We start from the raw sequence: 20,604 nt of genomic DNA on the forward strand, positions 1-20,604 counted from the left end.
TGCGATTGTCAGGCGGCTGTGGCACCGTAGTACAGCATGACGGTATGCCGGGCTTCGGCGAAGAACAGCCAGCGTTCCACCAGAACTCCAGCGGTCGCCAGCGGGGCCGCCAGCAGGGCCGCCAGGGCGCCCGCCGGGCCGGGAACCAGCAGTGCCAGCAGCGCCAGCAGCAGGGGGGCCACGAAACCGGCCAGCAGCGCGATCAGCCGCAGCTTGCGCGCGTGCTTGCGGGCGATGCGGAATCCCATCTCCTCCAGCAGGTAGTTCTCGGACGTGTGCGGCGCCTCCAGCAGGCGCACCTTGCCGATGCGGCCCAGGCCCGTGGCGCTCTCGGGCGTGCTGGCGGACTGCGAGCCGTCGATGAAGCGCCAGTAGCCGAGCTTGAGAGCCATCGCCGCGACGGTCGCCAGCACGGCGATCCAGGCGACGGCGGATGCCGGGAAAGCGAAGAGGCGGCACAGCAGGTGCAGCCACAAGGCGCCGGTCATTGCCCCCATGGCGAGGTAGTTTGGCGCCACCCAGCCATTGTTCCAGCGCTGGATCGGCTTGAGCGAGGCATAGATCATGGCCGTGCAGTACACCGTGGCAACGGCGCCCAATGCCGCCAGCAGCCCGAGCAGGGCCGAGATGGCGCCGCCGAAGACCCAGGCCGCGGCGAACAGGCCGGCCGGCACGAAGGTGACGACGGCGACCAGCCCCTCGCGCGACAGCCACGAGGTGCGCCACTGCGACATGGCGCGCCAGGCCCGCTCCGGGTGGCCCAGATGCAGGGTCGAGGACAGCAGCCCGCCCGCGATGGCCGCCAGCGCCAGGCCGGTGGCGACGAAAGCAAAGCCGGCCGAGGCCGGCAGCAGCCCCATGGGGGCCAGGATGCCGAGCAGCGCAAGCAGGCCGTAGCCGGCGCCGGACGCGGTGGTGAAGGCGATGACGGAAAGGGCGGGATGCACGGGGGGACGTCGCCTATCGCGAGAGGATGCGGTCGATCCAGTGGAGGAAGCCGCCCGGCTCGGCCTTGATGACCGGGGCCAGCGATGCCAGCGCGCCGGTAGACCCGGCCTGAGTCCGGCCGGCGCGCGGCGGCAGGTACTTGTTGGTCGGCTTGTAGCCCAACTCGGGCAGCAGGTCGTAGCCGCCGCGCTCGCGCACGATGGTCGAGACCTCGCTGTCGGGATCGCCCAGGTCGCCGAAGTGCCGGGCCGAGGCCGGGCAGGTGGAGACGCAGGCCGGCACGCGCTCCTCGACCTCCAGCCGCTCGTTGTAGATGCGGTCGATGCAGAGCGTGCACTTCTTCATCACGCCCTGGTCCCAGTCATACTCGCGCGCGCCATAGGGGCAGGCCCACGAGCACAGCTTGCAGCCGATGCAGATATCCTCGTTGACGAGCACGATGCCGTCCTCGGTCCGCTTGTAGGAGGCGCCGGTCGGGCAGACCTCGACGCAGGCCGGCGTCTCGCAATGCAGGCAGGACTTGGGGAAGTGGACGGTGCGGCCGGCGGCACCATCGCCCGCCTCGAAGCTGTGGATGCGGTTGAACCAGACGCCGGCCGGGTCGCTGCCATAGGGGTCGCGGTCGGTCAGCGGGGCGGCATGGCCGCCGGTGTTCCATTCCTTGCAGTTGACCGCGCAGGCATGACAGCCGACGCAGATGTCGAGGTCGATGACGAGCCCCAGCTTGCGGGCGCCGGGCGCCGTGGCGGGAAGGGCGGTCATCGGCCGGACCTGTTGCGGCGGAAGATGGCGCCGAAGCGCGATATCGTCGGCGCCTCCTTCATCCCGGGCGGTCTCGGCACGGGCGGGAAGGCGGGTTCGGTCATGGTCAGGGGAACGGGCGCCTTCTCGACGCGGACGCGCAGGTCGTACCAGGCGGCCTGGCCGGTCACCGGGTCGGCATTGGCATAGCGCAGCCCGTCGCCCTCCGGTGGCAGCAGCTCGGAGATGACGTGGTTCAGGAGAAAGCCCTTGCGGCTTTCGCCGGCGTCCTCGGCCAGGTTCCAGGTGCCGGACCGCTTGCCGATGGCGTTCCAGGTCCAGACGGTGCCGGGCTCCACGCCCTCCATCAGCTTGGCCTGCACGGTGATCGCGCCATGGTGGCTGGTGACGGTGACCCAGTCGTCGTCGACGATGCCCAGACCCTCGGCCGTGACGCGGTTCATGTGCAGCCGGTTGCGGCCATGGATCTGGCGCAGCCAGGCGTTCATCGACCCCCAGGAATGGTACATGGCGGCCGGGCGCTGGGTGACGGCATGCAGCGGAAAGGCTTCACGGTCGACCGAGGCATGCTCGAACGGCCGGTACCAGATCGGCAGCGGATCGAAATGCTGGCGCACCCGCTCGCGCTGGCGCTCGGGCGGCTGCACCGTACCGTGCCCTTCGGCCGCCAGGCGGAAGCGCTGCAGCACCTCGGAATAGAGCTGCAGGATGATCGGCTGGGCGGCACCGATGAAGCCGAAGCGGGCAGCCTTCTCGAGGTAGGCCTTGTTGGCGTGCTTGTAGTAGCGCTCCTCGGGCGCGAACTCGTGGCGCCAGAAGCACTCGTTGGCGATGTAGGCCTCGACCTGCTTCGGGTTCGGCGCGCCACGCCCCTCGGTCTCGCCATTCTCGCCGCGCCAGCCCGCCAGCATGCCGATGCCGGGTGCGCGCTCATGGTTGGCAATGTAGTCGGGGTAGAGGCCGGGGAATCGCGGCGAGCCATCCGGCTTCACCAGGCCGGGCAGGCCCAGGCGCGCGCCCAGCTCGATCAGCACGTCCTGGAACGGGCGGACGTTGCGGTCGGGCTCGACGATCGGCTGGCGGATCGCGTCGGCCGCGCCGTCCGCATCGCAGATCGGCCGGTCGAGCAGCGAGATGCAGTCGTGCCGCTCCAGGTAGGTCGTGTCGGGCAGGATCAGGTCGGCATAGGCCACCATCTCGGAGGCGAACGCGTCCGAATAGATGATGTGCGGGATCTTGTACTCGCCGGTTGCCGCATCCTTGTCGGTCAGCATGGCGATGGTGCCCGGCACGTTCATGGCCGAGTTCCAGCTCATGTTCGCCATGAACATGAACAGCGTGTCGATCGGGTAGGGGTCACCCTTCCAGGCGTTGGTGATGACCATGTGCATCATGCCGTGGGCGGCCATCGGCGCGTCCCACGAATAGGCCTTGTCGATGCGCTGCGGCGTGCCGTCGGCATCGACCAGCAGGTCCTCCGGCCCGGTGACGAAGCCGAGCGGCGGGCCCGCCATCGGCTTTCCGGGTTCGATCGTGCCGGCCTTGCCGGCGGGCTTGATCGGCGGCGGGCAGGGGCGGGGAAGGGGGCTTGTAGCGGAAGCCGCCGGGGGTATCGATGCTGCCCAGCAGCATCTGCAGCAGGTGGATGGCGCGGCAGGTGTGGAAGCCGTTGGAATGGGCCGAGATGCCGCGCATGGCATGCATGGCCACCGGCCGGCCGACCATGCGCTCGTGCCGGCGTCCGGCCCAGTCGGTCCAGGGCTGCTCGATCACCACCTCTTCGGAGAAGGCGGCGTGGGCCAGTTCGGCCGCGATGCGGCGGATGGTGGCCGCCGGCACCCCAGTCTCCGCCGCCACCGCTTCCGGCGCGTATTGCGGGTCGAGATATCTGCCGGCGAAAAGCTGGAAGGCCGGCACCACCCGACGCCCGTCGGCCAGGGTGTGGTCGCCCACCATGGCCGGCGATACCTCCGCCGACATGGCGTCGCCGGGCGCATCGGTATTGCGGTCCCAGCACAGCGGCCGGCCCTCGCCGTCGCGGGCGAAGAGGCCGTCCTCGGCGGTGCCAGGCGCCTGGATCACCAGCCAGTGGGCGTTGGTGTAGCGGGCGAGATATTCCAGATCGACCTTGTCGGCGCGCAGCAGCTCGTGGATCAACGCCAGGACGAACAGGCCGTCCGTGCCGGGGCGGATGCCGACCCACTCGTCGGCGATGGCGGAATAGCCGGTGCGCACGGGGTTGACCGAGACGAACTTGGCGCCGCGCCCCTTGATATGGCCGAGCCCGATCTTGATCGGGTTGGAATCATGATCCTCGGCCACGCCGAACATCAGGAAGTAGCGGGTGTGGTGCCAGTCCGGCTCGCCGAACTCCCAGAAGGAACCGCCGATGGTGTAGAGCCCGGCGGCGGCCATGTTGACCGAGCAGAAGCCGCCATGGGCGGCATAGTTGGGCGTGCCGAACTGGCTCGCCCACCAGCCCGTCAGGGCCTGGCTCTGGTCGCGGCCGGTGAAGAAGGCCAGTTTGCGCGGATCGGTCTTGCGGATATGGCCCAGCCAGCCCTCGGCGATCGCCATCGCCTCGTCCCAGCCGATCTCCTTGAACTCGCCCTTGCCGCGCTCGCCCACGAGCAGCAGCGGCTGCGACAGGCGCGCCGGGGCGTACTGCGTCATGATGCCGGCCGAGCCCTTGGCGCACAGCACGCCGCGGTTCACCGGATGGTTCTTGTTGCCCTCGATATAGCGGACCGTGCCGTCCTTCAGGTGGACCTTGATGCCGCAACGGCAGGCGCACATGTAGCAGGTCGTGAACTTCACCTCGTCCGAGACGGTGGGGGAAAGGTCGACTTCCTCCTTCACCGTGCGGAACATATCCTGGATGCTCATCTAAGGGACCGGGTCGCGGGCGGGGCTGCGATCTTAGCGGATTCCCGCGCTTAACCAACTGCGACCGACTCGCACTCTTCGGAGAGTTTCCAGATGCCTCTCACGCCAACCGCGATCGGGTTCGGGGTATCGGCCGCCACGCTCGTCTTCGGCATGTGGCACGATCGCCGGCCCTGGCAGCCGGGCAAGCTCAGCCCATTCTGGATGCTGTTCGCGGGCACGACCGGATGCCTCGTATTCGGCATCCATCTCTTCAACTTGCTGCTGCGCTGAGCCTGAAGGAGCGCCGTCCGATGGAGATGGTGGAACTCGACACGTCGGGCCTGAAGTGCCCGCTGCCGGTGCTGAAGGCGCGCCGCGCCCTGGCGAAGACCGCGCCCGGCGGCCTGCTGCGCGTGCTCGCGACCGACCCGGGCGCGCTCGGCGACTTCAAGGTGATGTGCCAGCAGGCGGGGCTGGTGCTGGAGAACTGGAGCGAGGCCGACGGGACCTGGACGATCGACCTGCGAAAGCCGGCCGGGTAGTCGCCGTTCAGCGGGCGGCGGGCGGCTCGGCGTAGAAGGCCTCGGCCCCCGGGTGGAAGGGGATGGTGACGCCCGCCCGCGCGGTCTGGAGCTGGATGTTGCGGGCCTCGGGGTGACCGCTGTCGAAGAGGCGGCGGGCACTCGCATGCCACAAGGAGCGCGCGATCGCCTGCACCAGCGTATCGGGCAGCTCTGCATCGACGACCCACAAGGCAGCGACGCTGACCGTCGGCGTCGCCGGCACGTCCTGGTAGGTCTGGGCCGGGATCATCGTGTCGATGAAGAAGGGCCCGGTGCTGCGCAGCAGGTCGGCCGGCGGCCCGACCACCGGTAGCAGGCGGATCGGCAGGCGGCGGGCCAGGTCCTCGATCGCCGAGACGGGGTAGCCGGCAATGAAGAAGAAGGCGTCGATGCTGCCGTCGCGCAGGGCATCGGCGGCAGCCCCCGTGCGCAGGAAGCGCGGCTCGATGTCCTTCTCCTGGACGCCGTGCGAGGCCAGCACAAGCACCGCGTCGACCCGCGTGCCGGAGAACTCTTCGCCGATCGAGACCCGCTTGCCCTTCAGCTCGTCGATGGATTCGATCCGCGAATCCTGCCGCACGACGACATGCACCGGCTCGCGGAAGAGGGAGGCGACGGCGCGTAGCGAGGTCATCGCCGGCTTGCCGTCGAACATGCCGGTGCCGGTATAGGCCCAGTGCGCGATGTCGGCCTGGCAGAGTGCGGATTCCAGCCGCTTGGCCAGCATCAGCGACAGGTTCTCGACCGAGCCCTGGGTCGACTGCGCGACCGCGATCAGGCCCGGCACGCCGCAGCTTCCACCCTTGTCGCAGGGGCGCGAGCCGGGCGGGTTGCTGACGGCCGATCCCAGCAGCCGGCCGATCGGGAAATAGGTGCCGCCGGCGCCGCCGGTGCCGATGCGGAAGAAGCGCACCGGACCGGCGCGATCCACCTCCGGCGACTGCGCGAACAACTGGCGCGGCGCCAGGGCGCTTGCCAGCCCGCCACCCAGCGCGCCCAGGAAAGTCCGTCGGCCGATACCGTCCCATCCAGACCGGCCCCATCCAGACCGGCGCAGCGAGACCTTCTCGTCAGTCGGCGCGGTCATCGATGTCTTTTCATGTCGGTACTCGGCAAGGACGCGGACCGGATGGAGGCGCCAACGCCCCAACCAACGGATTGCAATCGAGCAATATTCCCCAATTGCGGCGATTTGTTGAAGTCGCGGCGCGGACCTCGCGCGAAGTCCGCGCCGCAGCTTCGGGCGGGTTCAGGCCCGCTCGATGACCATGGCGATACCCTGGCCGACGCCGATGCACATGGTGCAGAGCGCGCGCTTGCCGCCCGTCTCGGCCAATTGATAGGCGGCGGTCGCCACCAGGCGGGCGCCGCTCATGCCGAGCGGATGGCCGAGCGCAATGGCGCCGCCGTTCGGGTTGACCCGCGCATCGTCGTCGGCCAGGCCGAGTTGCCGGGTGACGGCCAGCGCCTGGGCCGCGAAAGCCTCGTTCAGCTCGATCACGTCGATGGCCGAGATGTCGAGGCCGAGCCGGTCGAGCACCTTGCGCGCGGCCGGCACCGGGCCGATGCCCATGACCCGCGGCGCCACCCCAGCACTGCCGCCGGTGACGACGCGGGCCAGCGGCGTCAGGCCATGGCGGCGGATCGCTGCCTCGGAGGCGACGATGACCGCGGCCGCGCCGTCATTGACGCCGGACGCGTTGCCGGCTGTCACCGTGCCGCCGGCACGGAAGGGGGTCTTCAGCTTGCCCAGCGATTCGATGGTCGTGTCGCCGCGCGGATGCTCGTCCTGCTCGACGACGACCGCCGGACCCTTGCGCTGGGCGATGCTGACGCCGACGATCTCGCGTCCCAGGCGGCCCGACTGCTGGGCGGCCACGGCCTTCTGTTGGCTGCGAACGGCGAAGGCATCCTGGTCGGCGCGCGAGATCTGGAATTCCTCGGCCACGTTCTCCGCCGTCTCGGGCATGGAATCGATCCCGTACTGCGCCTTCATGAGCGGGTTCACGAAACGCCAGCCGATGGTGGTGTCGTAGATCTGGGCATCGCGCGAGAAGGCGCTGTCGGCCTTGCCCATCACGAAGGGCGCGCGCGACATGCTCTCGACGCCGCCGGCCAGGACCAGTTCTGCATCGCCCGCGCGGATCGAGCGCGCGGCCATGGCGATCGCATCCATGCCCGACCCGCACAGGCGGTTGATGGTGGCGCCGGGCACGTCGGTCGGCAGGCCGGCCAGCAGCGCCGACATGCGCGCGACGTTGCGATTATCCTCGCCCGCCTGGTTGGCACAGCCATAGATCACGTCGTCCAGCGCCTGCCAGTCGACGCCCGGATTGCGCGCGATCAAGGCGCGGATCGGCACGGCGCCCAGGTCGTCGGGACGCACGCTCGACAGCACGCCGCCGTAGCGGCCGATGGGGGTGCGCACGGCGTCGCAGATGAAGGCTTCGGTCATGGGGCTACTCCGGCCTGGTGGAACGAAAAGGATGGCTGGCAAACTATGCGCTCGGCCCCCCGATGCCTAGCCGCTGGCGGCGTGCCGCTGCCGCGCGGGAGTGGAATTTTCCCGGCGCGGAGCTTTGCTGTCGCGGCCATGATGTCGACCGGGTCCGGCACAAAAGCGGTGATGGAAAGCAAGTCTCCGCGCCGCTTTTCGCTTGACGAATATTTTGGTCGAATCGCTCGAATCGCTTTATCGTCCACGACATGAAAGAGCCCAGGTAGATGACTGTCGCACAGATCACGCAGCCGCGTTTGCTACAGGTTGGACCCGGGGCAGTAGGCGATGTCGCCACCGTACTCCGGCGCATCGGCGGGCGGCGCCCGCTCATCGTGACCGACGCCTACATGCTCTCCAGCGGCACCATTGATCGCGTGACCAAGCCGCTGGCGGAAGCCGGCATCTCTTTCGAGATCTTCTCCGACACCGTGCCCGATCCGACCACCACCGTGGTCGAGGCCGGCGCCGCCGTGCTGAAGGCCGGTGGCTATGACAGCATCGTGGCGCTGGGCGGCGGCAGCCCGATCGACACCGCCAAGGCGATGTCGGTGCTGGCCGCCAACGGCGGCGCGATGCGCGACTACAAGGTGCCGAACGACATCCCGAAGATGGGCGTGCCGCTGGTGGCGATTCCGACGACGGCCGGAACCGGCGCCGAGGTGACGCGCTTCACCGTCATCACCGATGTCGAGCATGACGAGAAGATGCTGATCGCCGGCCTGCCCTGCGTCCCCGCCGCGGCCCTCGTCGACTTCGAATTGACGATGACGATGCCGCGCCGGCTGACCGCGGACACCGGCATCGACAGCCTGACCCATGCCATCGAGGCCTATGTCAGCCGCCGCGCCAACCCGATGTCGGACATGTATGCGGTGCGGGCCATGGGCCTGATCGCGCGCAACATCCGACGCGCCTGCGCCGAGCCTGCCGACCGCGCCGCGCGCGAGGCGATGATGCTGGGCGCCACGCTGGGCGGGCTCGCCTTCACCAATTCGTCGGTCGCGCTCGTCCATGGCATGAGCCGGCCAATCGGGGCTTTCTTCCACGTGCCCCACGGGCTCTCGAACGCCATGCTGCTGCCCGCCGTCACGGCCTTCTCGGCCGGGTCGGCGCTTCCCCGCTATGCCGATTGCGCCAGAGCCATGGGTGCGGCCGGCACGGACGAGGGAGACCAGGCGGCGGTGGCGCGTCTCCTCGATGAGTTGCGGCGTCTCAACGAGGAGCTGGAGGTACCAACGCCGCAGTCCTACGGCATCGAGAAGGGGCGCTGGGATACGCTGCTGCCGACGATGGCGCAGCAGGCGCTCGCCTCCGGTTCGCCCGGCAACAACCCGCGCGTTCCTACCGCCGAGGAGATCATGGGCCTGTATGCGCAGGCCTGGTCCTAGGAGATATCCGATCCAGGGAGACCAGATCATGGCTGTGAAAGCGAAGAAGGTCACCGACAAGAAGGCCGAAAAGGCCGAAGCAAAGCCCGTCGAGAAGAAGGCAGCAGCACCCAAGGCAAAGGCCGCTCCCGCCATGAAGGCGACGCCGGTCAAGAAGTCGGCCGCGAAGGCACCGGCTGCCGCGCCGGCAGCAGCGGCCAAGGCTCCGGCGGCAAAGGCAGCACCGGCGGCGAAGAAGGCAGCAGCCCCCGCCAAGGCCGCCGCCCCGAAGGCAGCAGCAGACAAGGCTCCGGCCGCGAAGGCAGCCGCACCGGCCAAGCCGGCGGCCGCCAAGCCTGCGGCCAAGACGGCCGCCAAGCCCGCGGCCGCGACCAAGGCCGCCAAGCCGGCACCCGCCGCGAAGGCCGCCCCTGCGAAGAAGGCAGCGGCCCCGAAGGCAGCCGCCGCAAAGCCCGCTGCCGCGGCCAAGCCTGCGGCTGCGGCAAAGCCCGCTGCCAAGAAGGCCGCGCCGAAGAAGAAGGCCGCAGCCTCGCCGACTGCCTAGAGCAGGCGTCCCTGCAAGGGCCGCGAACTCTTTCCACACCGACCGTGGCTCCGGTCGGCGCGATCTGCCCGGCCCCGATCGCCGGCGTCCCCCGGGATGCCGACGATTGGGGCCTTGTTTTGCCGGCCGTCAGTTGCCCTTGGCGACCAGCGCCATCGACACGCTGCGTGGGCCGCCGGGCAGGCCGGTATATTCCACCGTGATCGTCCGCCCGATCGCCGGCACGGCCGGCAGCAGGGGCGAGAAGGACCCCAGGCTGATGATGTCGCCGGCCTTCAACCGGCGGCCGTTCGCCTTCAAGTCCTGCACCAGCCAGCGCACGACATTGATCGGGTGATCGAGGACGGCGGCACCCGTCGCCTCGGCCAGTTGTTTGCCGGTGTCATCCACCATCCGGATCTTCATCGCCGCCAGCGCTGCGGCAAAGGCCTCGGTCGCCTCGACCGGGATGTCGGCGCCGACGACGCCCAGGCGGGCGGCGACGTTGATCGCCGTCAGGTTGCCGCCATCCAGCAGTTCGCCCGGCGCGTAGGCGAGGTCGGGCAGCTCGATGAACGGCACCACCGCCGACAGATTGCGCAGGACGTCCAGGTCCGACGCGGCGTCGTTGATCGCGCCGTCGCGCACCCGCACCAGCAGGTCCGCCTCCATCACCGGGATCGCGCCATAGGGCACGGCCACGCGCGCGCCATCGGCCAGAAGCATCTTCTCCAGCAGCACGCCGCGCACCGGATGGGGAACCTTGAAGCGGTCCTGCGTCGCCTTGCTGGTCAGCCCGACCTTGTAGCCGACCGGGGCGCCGAGGTCGGCCGACAGCGCGGCGACGATGGCGTCCTGGGCGCACAGCCCGTCCGCCACCGACAGGCCTGGGCCGAAGCTGCGGGCCGGGGTCAGCGACTTGTAGTCGGCGACGAAGCGCCCGATCGCGGCTGCGTCCGGGCAGGCGGCATGGACGGAAGTAGCGGCCATGACGATGGCTGCGGCAATGGCGATGCGCATGGACTGGATCCTCCGGGTGCTTATGCTTGCTTGGCCACAGTATTCGCGCGGACGGCCGCCGGCGGCAACGCCCTTCAGGCGGCCGGCGCGGCCAGCGAAAGATGGCGTTCCACCGCCTGCGGATCGGCGCGGAGATCGGCCGAAGAGCCCGACCAGACGACGCGCCCGCGCTCCAGCACGACGTGGTGGTCGCAGAGGCGGGACAGCGCGGCCACGTCCTTGTCGACCACCAGGATGGCCAGCCCGGCCGCGCGCAGATGGGCAAGGGCGGCCCAGATCTGCTGTCGGATCAGCGGCGCCAGCCCCTCCGTCGCCTCGTCCAGGATCAGCAGCGACGGGTTGGTCATCAGCGCGCGGCCGATCGCCAGCATCTGCTGCTCGCCGCCCGACAGCTCGCTGCCGAGATGGCCCGCGCGCTCGGCCAGTCGCGGGAACAGGTCGTGGACCCGCGCCAGCGTCCAGCCGCCGGGCTGGGGGCGGGCGGTGGCGACCAGGTTCTCGTGCACCGTCAGGTTGGGAAAGACCTGGCGCCCCTCCGGCACCAGGCCGATGCCGGCGCGGGCGATGCGATGGGCGGGCCAGCCCGCGATCGGGCGGCCGCCCAGCCGGATCGCACCCGCCTGGATCGGCAGCAGGCCCAGGATCGTGCGGATCGTCGTCGTCTTGCCCATGCCGTTGCGGCCGAGCAGGGCCACGGCCGACCCGGACGGCACGGTCAGGTCGACGCCGAACAGGACCCGGCTCTGGCCGTAGGCCGCGGCGACCCCCGCCAGTTGGAGCAAGGGTGCGGTCATGCCGCGTCGTCGCCCAGATAGGCCTGGCGCACCGCGGCATCGGCGCGCACCGCGGCCGGCGTGCCACAGGCGATCACCCGGCCTTCGGCCAGCACGGTGATGCGGTCGGCCAGGGCGAAGACGGCATCCAGGTCATGCTCGACCAGGACAATCGCCGGCCGGTCGTCGGCCCGTGCGCGCAGGTCGCCCAGCAGCGCCACCATCGCGCGGGATTCCTCCGGCCCGGTGCCCGCCGTGGGCTCGTCCAGCAGCAGCAGCCGCGGCCGGCCGGCCAGGGCCATCGCCAGTTCGAGCTGGCGCTGCTGGCCGTGGGCGAGATCGCCGGCCGCCCGTGCCTGCGCCCCTTCCAGCCCGACGCGCGCAAGCAGCGCGCGGGCATCGGCCAGCAGTGCCGCATCCCGCATCGCCGGGCGCCACAGGCCGAAGCCCTGGCCGCTTGCCGCCAGGACCGCCAGCATCGCGTTGCGCAGCACGCTCTGGTCGCGCACCACGGCGGTGATCTGGAATGCCCGGCCGATGCCGCGGCGGGCGCGGGCGGCGGCTGGCAGGCGGGTGACGTCATGACCGTCGAGCGCGATCGTGCCGGCATCCGGCCGGGTCTCGCCCGCCAGCATCGCCAGGAAGCTGCTCTTGCCGGCCCCGTTGGGCCCGATGACGGCGTGCGTCTCGCCCGGCAGCACTGCGAAATCGACCGCGTCGACGGCGACCAGGGCGCCGTAGCGCCGCGTCAGGCCGCGGACCGCCAGCAGCGGCGTCACGACCGCCCCCGAATGGCTGCCAGGAGCGTCGCGAGGCCGCGCCGCGGCAGGATCGCCATGGCGATCAGGATGGCGCCCAGGATCAGCCGCCAGTGCTGGGTCAGGCCGGCCAGCAGCTCCTCCAGCAGCAACAGGGCGGCGGCGCCTACGATCGCGCCATAGAGGGTGCCGATGCCACCCAGGATGACCATGACCACCAGTTCGCCCGATACCTGCCAGTTCATGTAGGCCGGGCTGACGAAATCGGTCGTGTGGGCCAGCAGGCAGCCGGCGATGCTGGTCGCCATGCCCGACAGGACATAGGCCAGCAGCCGGTGGCGACCGACCTCCAGCCCCATGGCCCGCATCCTCCGCTCGTTGGCGCGGGCGCCCAGCAGCACCAGGCCGAAGCGGGCGCCGACGAGCCGCCGGCCCAGCAGCAGCAGCAGGACGAGCCAGGCCAGCGCCACCCAGTAGAGCGTGCGGTCGTCGCCGAGGTCGAGCGGCCCCAGGCGGGCCGTGTCCCACAGCGTCAGCCCGTCGTCGCCGCCATAGCCCTTCAGCGACACCGCAAGGAAGAACAGCATCTGCGCGAAGGCCAGCGTGATCATGATGAAGGCGACGCCGGCGGTACGCAGCGCCACCAGCCCCGTCAGCAGGGCAAAGAGGCCGCCGGCCGCAATCGCCGTCGCCCAGTGGACGGGCGCGGCCGTGACACCGTGGCTGGTCCAGATGCCGACCGCATAGGCGCCGATGCCGAGATAGGCGGCATGGCCCAGGCTGACCAGGCCGCCATAGCCCAGCACCAGGTCGAGCGCCATGGCAGCGATCGCGAAGACCAGGATGCGGGTGGCGAAGCCGACATAATAGCCCTGGCCGGCAAGGTCGGCCGCGAACGGCAGCAGGGCGGCTGCCGCCAGCAGGGCAGCCCAGGAGAGGAGGCGGACCATCGGCCTTCGTGTCAGCCGGTGCGGGCGGCGAACAGGCCCTGGGGCCGGATGGCCAGCACGACCGCCATGGTGAGGTAGATCAGCATCGAGGCCAGCGCCGGGCCGACGGCATTGGCGGCCGAAGGCGCCAGCAGGTCGCGCAGCAGGGCCGGCAGGAAGGCCCGGCCGATGGTGTCGATGAAGCCGATCAGCAGGGCCGCCACGAAGGCGCCGCGGATGGAGCCGATGCCGCCCACGACGATCACCACCAGCGTCAGGATCAGCACCGGCTCGCCCATGCCGGGCTCGACCGACAGCACCGGCCCGGCCATCGCCCCGGCCAGCCCGGCCAGTGCGGCGCCCAGCGCGAAGACCAGGGTGTAGAGCCGGCCGATGTCGACCCCCAGGGCCGAGACCATCGTGCGGTTGCTGGCGCCCGCCCGGATCAGCATGCCCAGGCGCGTGCGGGCGATCAGCAGGTAGAGGGCGATCGCCACGGCGATGCCGGCGCCGATCACCGCCAGCCGGTAGGCGGGGTAGGGGGCGCCCGGGAGGATCTCGACCGTGTGCGACAGTGCGGCCGGCACGGTGAGGAAGAGGGCAGCCGGCCCCCAGATCATCCGCGCCAGCTCGTTGAAGACGAGGATGAAGCCGAAGGTCGCCAGTACCTGGTCGAGATGATCACGGGCATAGAGCCGGCGCAGCACGGCGTACTCCATCGCCGCGCCCAGGACCGCGACGGCGGCCAACGCCGCACCCAAACCGGCCAGGAACGAGCCGGTCGCCCCGAAGGTGGCCGCCATGGCGTAGGCGCCCGCCATGTAGAGCGAGCCATGCGCCAGGTTGATCAGCCCCATGATGCCGAAGACGAGCGTCATGCCGGCCGCCATCAGGAACAGCATGACGCCAAGCTGCAACCCGTTCAGCGCCTGGGTCGCCAGCAGGATCGGGTCCAACGCCCCTACCGCCGTGGGTGGTCGAGCCGGTCCCGCCTCACTTCATCGCGCATTCGCCGACATAGGCATCGGCATGGTCCTTGAAGACGACCCCGCGATTGACCTGCTGCAAGGAGCCGTCGGCCGCCTTCACCGTCTCCACCAGGTAGAAATCGTGGATGGGGAAGTTGTTGGTGTTGAAGCGGAAGGGACCGCGCACGGATTCGAACGAGGCCTTCTTGATCGCGGCCGCCAGCGCGTCGCGGTCGGATACCTTGCCGCCGGCGCCGCGGATGGCGGCGTCGAGCAGGCGGGCGGCGTCATAGCCCTGGGCTGCGAAGGTGGACGGCAGGCTGCCGTACTTCTTCTGGTAGTCGGCCACGAAGCGCTTGTTGGCGGCATTGTCGAGGTCGGCCGTCCAGAAGGCGGCCGTGAAGGTGCCGACCGCGGCGTCGCCCTGGGCGGCCAGGGTGGTCGCATCGACGGTGAAGGCGGAATAGAGCGGGAAGTCCTTGGTCAGGCCGGCCTGGCCGTACTGCTTCACGAAATTGACGCCCATGCCGCCCGGATAGAAGACATAGACGGCCTCGGGCTTGGCAGCGCGGATCTGCGCCAGCTCGGCCGAATAGTCGGGCTGGTTGACGGTCGTGTAGACCTCGCCCAGCACCTCGCCCTTGAAGTAGCGCTTGAAGCCGGCCAGCCCGTCGCGGCCCGCCTGGTAGTTGGGGGCCATGAGATAGACCCGCTTCACGCCCTTGGTCTGGAGGTGCTGGCCCACGGCCTCGTGCGACTGGTCGTTCTGCCAGGAGGCGGCGAAGAAGAAGGGCGAGCACAGCTTGCCGGCGATGGGCGACGGCCCGGCATTGGCGCTGATCATCGGCGTCTTCGATTCCGTCAGCGGCTTGTGGATCGCCATCATGACGTTGGAGAAGACGACGCCCGAGACGACGTCGACCTTGTCGCGGTCGATCAGTTTGCGCACCACCTGCACGCCGACATCCGGCTTCAACTGGTCGTCTTCCTTGAGGATTTCCGTCGCCAGCCCGCCGAGCTTGCCGCCGGCATGATCCAGCCCGACCTGGAAGCCCTGGTAGAGATGGTCGCCCAGTGCGGCATTGGGGCCGGAGAAGGTGGCGACGAAGCCGACCTTCACCTGCTGCGCCAAGGCCGGGCCTGCCGCCGCCATTGCCGTCGCGACGGCCGCCACCAGAACCTTCCGCATGCTGCTCCCCCCAGATCCATCGCCGATATGGCTGGAAGCGACTTTAGCGCAAGCGGGGCGGCCGGCCCAAGCCCGTTGCCGCGAACGGCCGGTTCAGGAGATCAGGCGAACGCCTTGAAGGCGATCAGCGTGAAGGTGTCCTTGATGCCGGGCAGCGTCTGGATGCGCTCGGTGACGAAATGGCCGATGTCCATCCCGTCCGGCAGGTAGCATTTCACCAGCAGGTCGTACTGGCCGGAGATCGAATGGACCTCCGACACCTGCTCCACGCCCATGACCGCCTCGTCGGCGACGGCATAGGCGCGGCCCAGCTCGCATTTGACCATGACGAAGATCGTCTGCATCGCAACGGCTCCGCGTCGATGGCCGCAATGCTTAGGGTGTCAGGCGCGGCGGGGTGCCGCGCGCAGGAGGAACGCCGGGGTGTGGTCGCCGAAGGCCAGCACCGGCACATCGTCGGCCTCGCGCTCGCGGCGATGGCCGTGGTTGTCGCGCTCGGGACGGAACGGCACCACCGGCGCGCGGGCCGGCCGCATGTCCGCCGTGGCTTCGGGGCGGCCGCTGTCGCGACGACGCTCGGGCCGGGGCTCCGGTCGGCGGGCGCTGGGTTGGGCGGGTTCGGCGCGAGGTGCCTCGGCCGGGCGCTCGCGCCGGCTGCTCTCGCGACGCGCATCGGGGCGGCGCTCGGTGCGTTCGGGCCGCTCGGCCGCAACGACGGGCGCCGGCTGCTCGGCCATCTCGACCACGGCCGCTTCGGCGACGACCTCGGGGGCAGGGGCCTCGGCCGCGGCCTTCGGGCGGCGGGTGCGGGCAGGACGGCGCTCGGCCGCCGGGGCGGCCGCCTCGCGGCGCGGTTCGGCCTTGCGGGCGCGACCGCGGCCGCGCGGCCGGTCCTCGTCGGACAGTTCCAGCGTGGGGATGCCCTCGACGTCGATCTTCGGGATGGCGCCGCCGATCAGGCGCTCGATGGCTTGCACGTTCTTACCCTCCTCGGGAGTGGCGAGGGTAAAAGACCGGCCTTCGCGTCCGGCACGGCCAGTGCGGCCGATGCGGTGGACATAGTCCTCCGCGTGGTGGGGCACGTCGAAATTGAACACGTGCGAGAGGGAGTCGACATCCAGGCCGCGCGCGGCCACGTCGCTCGCCACGAGGAGCCGGATCTCGCCACGCTTGAACGACTCCAGCGTCTCGGTCCGCTTGGACTGGGCCAGGTCGCCATGCAGGGCGGCCGCATCGAAGCCGTGCTTCTGCAGCGACTTGAACAGGATGTCCACATCGCGCTTGCGGTTGCAGAAGATGATCGCGCTGCGCACTTCCTCGCTCTCGATCAGGCGGCGGAGGGCGTCGCGCTTGTCTGCGGCGTCGACCACCACGATCGACTGCACCACGGTCGCGGCCGGCGAGGCCGGCGGGGCGACCGAGATTTCCTTGGGATTGGACAGGAAGGCGTCAGCCAGCCGGCGAATCTCGGTCGCCATCGTGGCCGAGAAGAATAGCGTCTGGCGGATGCGCGGCAGCAACGAGACGATGCGCTCGACGTCGGGAATGAAGCCCATGTCGAGCATGCGGTCGGCTTCGTCGATGACCAGCGTGCGCACGTCGGTCATCAGGATCTTGCCGCGGTCGAACAGGTCCATCAGGCGGCCCGGCGTCGCGATCAGGACGTCGACCCCGCGGTCGAGCTTCTTTTCCTGCTCGGCCATGGACTCGCCGCCGATCAGCAGCGCCTGGTTCAGCTTGTGGTGCTTGCCGTAGCGGTCGAAGGATTCGGCGACCTGGGTCGCCAGTTCGCGTGTCGGCTCGAGGATGAGCGAGCGCGGCATCCGGGCCCGTGCCCGACCCTGCGCCAGGATGTCGATCATCGGCAGGGTGAAGGATGCAGTCTTGCCCGTGCCCGTCTGGGCGCAGCCCAGGACGTCACGGCCCATCAGGACGTAGGGGATTGCCTGCGCCTGGATGGGGGTCGGCTGCGTGTAGCCGGAATCGGCAACGGCTTGCAGCAGCTCGGGGCTAAGCCCCAGGTCTGAAAAACTGGTCAAAACGGTCGATTGCCTCGACTGGCGAGAGGGTTCCGGAACGTGCGGCGCGAGTGCGCCCCTCCAACGTTTCCGTGCCTGTAAGTGGGGTAGAGAATCGCGAATGTCAAATAATCCCTCGCATTCCGGCCAAGGTTTCCTTGCCTCCGTGACATTTTCTGCATAAGCCGGCCGAAGGAGAGCCAAGCCCCATGCGCCAGCCACTCGTGCTACTTCCAGGTCTGCTTTGTGACAGTGCCTTGTGGCGTCCGGTGACGGACGCACTAGCGGTTGAGGCGGCGGCCGTCGTGGCCGACCTGACGCTGGACGATTCCGTGGCCGACATGGCCGCCCGCGTGCTCGAATGGGCGCCGCCGCGCTTCGCCCTGGCGGGCCTGTCGATGGGCGGCTACGTCGCCCAGGAAATCATGCGCCAGGCGCCCGAGCGCGTCACCCGGCTGGCCTTGCTGGACACCAGCGCGCGCGAGGACAGCGACGAGCAGCGCCGCCGCCGCGGCGGCCTGATTGCGCTCGCCCGCCAGGGCAGGTTCAAGGGGGTGACGCCGCGCCTGCTGCCACTGCTGGTCCACCCCGACCGATTGGAAGATGCCGAGCTGGTCGGCTTGGTGATGGGCATGGCCGAGCGCGTCGGCCGGGACGCTTTCCTGCGCCAGCAGACGGCGATCCTGGGCCGCCCCGACGGCATCGCCGACCTGTCGCGCATCGATTGCCCGGCGCTGATCCTATGCGGCCGCCAGGACGCCCTTACCGCGCCGGCGCTGCACGAGGAGATGGCCTTCCACATGCGGGGCGCGACGCTGGTGCAGATCGACGATTGCGGCCACCTCTCGTCGCTGGAGCGGCCCGAGGCGGTGGTGGCGGCGATGCGCGCCTGGCTCGCCGCCTGACCTACATCTCTGCGCCGATCAGGTAGCCGATGCCGGCCGCGATCACGCACAGCACGACCGACAGCCCGATATAGACCAGCGCCAGATAGGGCTCGCCCTCCTGCAGCATCGCCAGGGTGTGCAGGCTGAAGGCCGAGAAGGTGGTGAAGCCACCGCAGAAACCCGTCACCAGGAAGAGCGTGCCGCGCGTCGTGTAGAGCGGCCCCCCCGGCAGCGACAGGCCGATGAAGAGGCCGGCCAGCAGCGAGCCGATGACGTTCACCGCCAGCGTCGCCACCGGCAGGCTGCTGTTGGGCGGGGCGTAGGGGAAGAACAGGTCGGCCGCGTACCGCCCGGCGCCGCCAAGCGCGCTGCCGATCATCACCAGGATGAAGTTGAGCGTGACGCTCATGGAGCACCTTTTGCGGCTATGCGGGGTGTCGGCAGCCTAGCAAGACCGCGCGCCGCCGTCACACGTCGAGATCGCGGACGAAACGGGCATTCTCCTGGATGAAGGCGAAGCGCAGTTCCGGCTTGCGGCCCATCAGGCGCTCGACCAGGTCGGTCGTGCCCTGGGCGCCGTCGGGATCCCGGCCGCGATCGGGCACCTGGACGCGCAGCAGCGTGCGCTTGGTCGGGTCCATGGTGGTTTCCTTGAGCTGCGAGGCCGGCATCTCGCCCAGGCCCTTGAAGCGGCTGAGTTCGACCTTGCCCGAGCCCTTGAAGACGGTCGCCATCAGCTCCTCGCGATGGGCGTCGTCGCGGGCATAGATGGTCTGGCCGCCGCGCGACAGGCGATAGAGCGGCGGCAGCGCCAGGTGCAGGTGGCCCTGCTGGACCAGTTCCGGCATTTCGCGGAAGAAGAAGGTCATCAGCAGGGATGCGATGTGGGCGCCGTCGACGTCGGCGTCGGTCATGATGACGACCCGCTCGTAGCGCAGCTTCGACAGGTCGAAGCCCTTGCCCGAGCCGCAGCCCAGCGCCAGCACGAGGTCGGCCAGTTCCTGGTTGCCGCGCAGCTTGTCGAGCGAGGCGCTGGCGACGTTGAGGATCTTGCCACGCAGCGGCAGCACCGCCTGGGTCTCGCGCGAGCGCGCCTGCTTGGCCGACCCGCCGGCCGAATCGCCCTCGACCAGGAAGATCTCGGTGCCGGTGGCGGCACTGCGAGAGCAGTCCGCCAGCTTGCCCGGCAGGCGCAGCTTGCGGGTGGCGGTCTTGCGCAGCAGGTCCTTGTCCTGCCGGCGCTTCAGGCGCTCCTCGGCACGCTCGACGATGCGGTCGAGCAGCAGGGTGGCCGTCGTAGGGTCGCCCGACAGGAAATGGTCGAAGCGATCCTTCAACGCGTTCTCGACCAGGCGTGTCGCCTCGGCCGTTGCCAGCTTATCCTTGGTCTGGCCCTGGAACTGCGGCTCGCGCAGGAAGACCGAGACCAGCGCGCAGCAGCCCGACATCACGTCCTCGGGCGTTACCTGGGCGGCCCGGCGATTGCCGACCAACTCGCCATAGGCGCGCAGGCCGCGCGTCAGTGCGTTGCGCAGGCCGGCCTCGTGCGTGCCGCCGTCCGGCGTCGGGATCGTGTTGCAGTAGGAGTGGAGGAAGCCTTCGTCGTCGTCGAGCCAGGTGATGGCCCATTCCAGCCGGCCGGCCTTCTCGGGGAAGGGGGCCTCGCCCTGGAACGGCGCCGGCGTCATGGTCGGGCGCTGGCCGACGGCGCTCGACAGGAAATCCGCCAGCCCGGCCGGGAAATGCAGCGTCGCCTCGGCCGGGGTCTGGTCGTCGGCCTTGATCAGCGCCGGGTCGCAGGACCAGCGGATCTCGACCCCGCGATAGAGATAGGCCTTGGACCGCACCATGCGGAACAGCGTGGCCGGCTTGAAGCGGGCGGCGCCGCCGAAGATCTGCGGGTCGGGATGGAAGCGGATGGTGGTGCCGCGCCGGTTAGGGGCGGCACCCGCCTCGCGCAGGGTCGAGGTCGGGTCGCCGCGGGAATAGTCCTGCACCCACAGCACGCGGTCGCGCGCCACCTCGACGGTCAGGCGGTCGGACAGCGCATTCACGACCGAGATGCCGACGCCGTGCAGGCCGCCCGACGTCTCGTAGATCTTGTTCGAAAACTTGCCGCCGGAATGGAGCGTGGTGAGGATCACCTCCAGCGCCGACTTGTCCTTGAACTTCGGGTGCGGGTCGACGGGAATGCCGCGGCCGTTGTCGCGCACCGTCAGCGTGCCGTCGGCGGCCAGTTGCATCTCGATCCGGCTGGCATGGCCGGCGACGGCCTCGTCCATCGAGTTGTCGAGCACTTCGGCCGCCAGATGGTGCAGCGCGCGCTCGTCGGTGCCCCCGATATACATTCCGGGGCGGCGGCGGACGGGTTCCAGCCCTTCCAGGACCTCGATGTCCTTGGCGCTGTATTCGTCCTGGGTCTTGCGGGCGAGATTGGCCCCGAACAGGTCTTTCATGGCGGCGCGATCCTATGAATCGACGGGGACGGGGGCAAGGCCCACGAGATATGG

At 69.8% G+C, this 20,604-nt stretch carries 21 protein-coding genes; 5 read left to right on the plus strand and 16 right to left on the minus strand.

Translation table 11 applies throughout. The annotated features are described in order from the left end of the window. Positions 1-8: 8 nt before the first annotated feature. The 4 genes from STVA_RS12580 to STVA_RS28130 are packed head-to-tail and all read right to left on the minus strand — an operon-like array spanning position 9 to position 4,581. Entirely contained in the window at positions 9-947 is a 939-nt protein-coding gene (locus STVA_RS12580; protein ID WP_123688281.1) for a dimethyl sulfoxide reductase anchor subunit family protein, read from the minus strand. Positions 948-960: 13 nt separating this feature from the next. Beyond that, positions 961-1,710: a 4Fe-4S dicluster domain-containing protein gene (locus STVA_RS12585; protein WP_123688282.1), complete on the minus strand. Its 750-nt coding sequence runs from the start codon at positions 1,708-1,710 to the stop codon at positions 961-963. Next, a complete protein-coding gene (locus STVA_RS28125; RefSeq protein ID WP_338092742.1) occupies positions 1,707-3,119 on the minus strand; it encodes a molybdopterin oxidoreductase family protein in 1,413 nt (470 codons plus the stop codon). Before STVA_RS28125 ends, STVA_RS12585 begins: the two co-directional genes overlap by 4 nt. Then, entirely contained in the window at positions 3,067-4,581 is a 1,515-nt protein-coding gene (locus STVA_RS28130) for a molybdopterin-dependent oxidoreductase (RefSeq protein ID WP_246782853.1), read from the minus strand. Before STVA_RS28130 ends, STVA_RS28125 begins: the two co-directional genes overlap by 53 nt. A gap of 108 nt (positions 4,582-4,689) precedes the next feature. On the opposite strand from STVA_RS28130, the gene STVA_RS12595 reads away from it, so the two are divergent. Continuing rightward, positions 4,690-4,869, plus strand: a complete 180-nt coding sequence (locus tag STVA_RS12595) for a hypothetical protein (RefSeq protein WP_123688283.1) — start codon at positions 4,690-4,692, stop codon at positions 4,867-4,869. Positions 4,870-4,889: 20 nt separating this feature from the next. Then, on the plus strand, positions 4,890-5,120 hold the full coding sequence (locus tag STVA_RS12600) for a sulfurtransferase TusA family protein (protein WP_197735863.1): 231 nt from the start codon (positions 4,890-4,892) through the stop codon (positions 5,118-5,120). A 7-nt stretch (positions 5,121-5,127) separates the two neighbouring features. On the opposite strand, the gene STVA_RS12605 is transcribed toward STVA_RS12600, so the two are convergent. Together STVA_RS12605 and pcaF are read right to left on the minus strand one after the other, a co-directional pair. Next, positions 5,128-6,228 carry a TAXI family TRAP transporter solute-binding subunit gene (locus tag STVA_RS12605; RefSeq protein WP_123688284.1) on the minus strand — a complete coding sequence of 367 codons (1,101 nt, stop codon included), beginning with the start codon at positions 6,226-6,228 and terminating at the stop codon, positions 5,128-5,130. A gap of 162 nt (positions 6,229-6,390) precedes the next feature. Then, positions 6,391-7,596 (minus strand): 3-oxoadipyl-CoA thiolase, encoded by a 1,206-nt coding sequence (gene pcaF / locus STVA_RS12610; protein ID WP_123688285.1) that lies wholly within the window; start codon positions 7,594-7,596, stop codon positions 6,391-6,393. 269 nt (positions 7,597-7,865) lie between these two features. Here pcaF and STVA_RS12615 point away from each other — a divergent pair, with 269 nt between their 5' ends. Together STVA_RS12615 and STVA_RS12620 are read left to right on the plus strand one after the other, a co-directional pair. Beyond that, positions 7,866-9,029, plus strand: coding sequence for an iron-containing alcohol dehydrogenase (locus STVA_RS12615; protein WP_123688286.1), 1,164 nt, complete (start codon positions 7,866-7,868; stop codon positions 9,027-9,029). Beyond that, complete coding sequence (locus tag STVA_RS12620) at positions 9,010-9,573, plus strand: hypothetical protein (RefSeq protein WP_179955451.1); 564 nt, start codon at positions 9,010-9,012, stop codon at positions 9,571-9,573. Before STVA_RS12615 ends, STVA_RS12620 begins: the two co-directional genes overlap by 20 nt. 129 nt (positions 9,574-9,702) lie before the next feature. Here STVA_RS12620 and STVA_RS12625 read toward each other — a convergent pair whose 3' ends face one another. From STVA_RS12625 to STVA_RS12660, 8 genes are all read right to left on the minus strand, one after another. Beyond that, positions 9,703-10,572 (minus strand): 2-keto-4-pentenoate hydratase, encoded by an 870-nt coding sequence (locus STVA_RS12625; protein ID WP_123688287.1) that lies wholly within the window; start codon positions 10,570-10,572, stop codon positions 9,703-9,705. A gap of 74 nt (positions 10,573-10,646) precedes the next feature. Beyond that, entirely contained in the window at positions 10,647-11,366 is a 720-nt protein-coding gene (locus tag STVA_RS12630; RefSeq protein WP_123688288.1) for an ABC transporter ATP-binding protein, read from the minus strand. Next, the gene (locus STVA_RS12635; protein ID WP_123688289.1) at positions 11,363-12,124 is read right to left on the minus strand and encodes an ABC transporter ATP-binding protein; all 762 of its coding nucleotides are present in this window, start codon (positions 12,122-12,124) and stop codon (positions 11,363-11,365) included. The genes STVA_RS12630 and STVA_RS12635 overlap by 4 nt, the downstream gene beginning before the upstream one ends. Beyond that, positions 12,121-13,053 carry a branched-chain amino acid ABC transporter permease gene (locus tag STVA_RS12640; RefSeq protein ID WP_123688290.1) on the minus strand — a complete coding sequence of 311 codons (933 nt, stop codon included), beginning with the start codon at positions 13,051-13,053 and terminating at the stop codon, positions 12,121-12,123. Before STVA_RS12640 ends, STVA_RS12635 begins: the two co-directional genes overlap by 4 nt. An 11-nt stretch (positions 13,054-13,064) precedes the next feature. Beyond that, complete coding sequence (locus STVA_RS12645; RefSeq protein WP_179955452.1) at positions 13,065-13,988, minus strand: branched-chain amino acid ABC transporter permease; 924 nt, start codon at positions 13,986-13,988, stop codon at positions 13,065-13,067. A 37-nt stretch (positions 13,989-14,025) separates the two neighbouring features. Continuing rightward, positions 14,026-15,189 (minus strand): ABC transporter substrate-binding protein, encoded by a 1,164-nt coding sequence (locus STVA_RS12650; protein WP_123688291.1) that lies wholly within the window; start codon positions 15,187-15,189, stop codon positions 14,026-14,028. A 101-nt stretch (positions 15,190-15,290) separates the two neighbouring features. Then, entirely contained in the window at positions 15,291-15,533 is a 243-nt protein-coding gene (locus tag STVA_RS12655; protein WP_123688292.1) for an Lrp/AsnC ligand binding domain-containing protein, read from the minus strand. A gap of 39 nt (positions 15,534-15,572) precedes the next feature. After that, the gene (locus STVA_RS12660) at positions 15,573-17,228 is read right to left on the minus strand and encodes a DEAD/DEAH box helicase (protein ID WP_245978180.1); all 1,656 of its coding nucleotides are present in this window, start codon (positions 17,226-17,228) and stop codon (positions 15,573-15,575) included. Between the two features lie 248 nt (positions 17,229-17,476). Between STVA_RS12660 and STVA_RS12665 the strand changes: the two genes are divergently transcribed. Then, positions 17,477-18,112, plus strand: a complete 636-nt coding sequence (locus STVA_RS12665; RefSeq protein WP_338092733.1) for an alpha/beta fold hydrolase — start codon at positions 17,477-17,479, stop codon at positions 18,110-18,112. Between the two features lies 1 nt (position 18,113). Here the strand turns inward: STVA_RS12665 and STVA_RS12670 are convergent, their stop codons facing one another. Further along, the gene (locus STVA_RS12670) at positions 18,114-18,503 is read right to left on the minus strand and encodes a fluoride efflux transporter FluC (protein WP_123688295.1); all 390 of its coding nucleotides are present in this window, start codon (positions 18,501-18,503) and stop codon (positions 18,114-18,116) included. 58 nt (positions 18,504-18,561) lie between these two features. Further along, complete coding sequence (gene parE / locus STVA_RS12675; RefSeq protein WP_123688296.1) at positions 18,562-20,550, minus strand: DNA topoisomerase IV subunit B; 1,989 nt, start codon at positions 20,548-20,550, stop codon at positions 18,562-18,564. Positions 20,551-20,604 lie beyond the last annotated feature (54 nt).

Origin of the sequence: Stella humosa (assembly GCF_006738645.1) — a bacterium.
Classification (GTDB): Bacteria; Pseudomonadota; Alphaproteobacteria; order ATCC43930; family Allostellaceae; genus Allostella; species Allostella humosa.

What these genes read in the sequence shown, in the direction of transcription:
- pcaF (WP_123688285.1), bottom strand. Translation starts at nt 7,596, where the DNA reads ATGACCGAAGCCTTCATCTGCGACGCCGTGCGCACCCCCATCGGCCGC.
- STVA_RS12630 (WP_123688288.1), bottom strand. Translation starts at nt 11,366, where the DNA reads ATGACCGCACCCTTGCTCCAACTGGCGGGGGTCGCCGCGGCCTACGGC.
- STVA_RS28130 (WP_246782853.1), bottom strand. Translation starts at nt 4,581, where the DNA reads ATGTTCCGCACGGTGAAGGAGGAAGTCGACCTTTCCCCCACCGTCTCG.
- STVA_RS12600 (WP_197735863.1), top strand. Translation starts at nt 4,890, where the DNA reads ATGGAGATGGTGGAACTCGACACGTCGGGCCTGAAGTGCCCGCTGCCG.
- STVA_RS12605 (WP_123688284.1), bottom strand. Translation starts at nt 6,228, where the DNA reads ATGACCGCGCCGACTGACGAGAAGGTCTCGCTGCGCCGGTCTGGATGG.
- STVA_RS12640 (WP_123688290.1), bottom strand. Translation starts at nt 13,053, where the DNA reads ATGGTCCGCCTCCTCTCCTGGGCTGCCCTGCTGGCGGCAGCCGCCCTG.
- STVA_RS12615 (WP_123688286.1), top strand. Translation starts at nt 7,866, where the DNA reads ATGACTGTCGCACAGATCACGCAGCCGCGTTTGCTACAGGTTGGACCC.
- STVA_RS12650 (WP_123688291.1), bottom strand. Translation starts at nt 15,189, where the DNA reads ATGCGGAAGGTTCTGGTGGCGGCCGTCGCGACGGCAATGGCGGCGGCA.
- parE (WP_123688296.1), bottom strand. Translation starts at nt 20,550, where the DNA reads ATGAAAGACCTGTTCGGGGCCAATCTCGCCCGCAAGACCCAGGACGAA.
- STVA_RS12595 (WP_123688283.1), top strand. Translation starts at nt 4,690, where the DNA reads ATGCCTCTCACGCCAACCGCGATCGGGTTCGGGGTATCGGCCGCCACG.
- STVA_RS12585 (WP_123688282.1), bottom strand. Translation starts at nt 1,710, where the DNA reads ATGACCGCCCTTCCCGCCACGGCGCCCGGCGCCCGCAAGCTGGGGCTC.
- STVA_RS12670 (WP_123688295.1), bottom strand. Translation starts at nt 18,503, where the DNA reads ATGAGCGTCACGCTCAACTTCATCCTGGTGATGATCGGCAGCGCGCTT.
- STVA_RS12655 (WP_123688292.1), bottom strand. Translation starts at nt 15,533, where the DNA reads ATGCAGACGATCTTCGTCATGGTCAAATGCGAGCTGGGCCGCGCCTAT.
- STVA_RS12620 (WP_179955451.1), top strand. Translation starts at nt 9,010, where the DNA reads ATGCGCAGGCCTGGTCCTAGGAGATATCCGATCCAGGGAGACCAGATC.
- STVA_RS12625 (WP_123688287.1), bottom strand. Translation starts at nt 10,572, where the DNA reads ATGCGCATCGCCATTGCCGCAGCCATCGTCATGGCCGCTACTTCCGTC.
- STVA_RS28125 (WP_338092742.1), bottom strand. Translation starts at nt 3,119, where the DNA reads ATGGCCGCCCACGGCATGATGCACATGGTCATCACCAACGCCTGGAAG.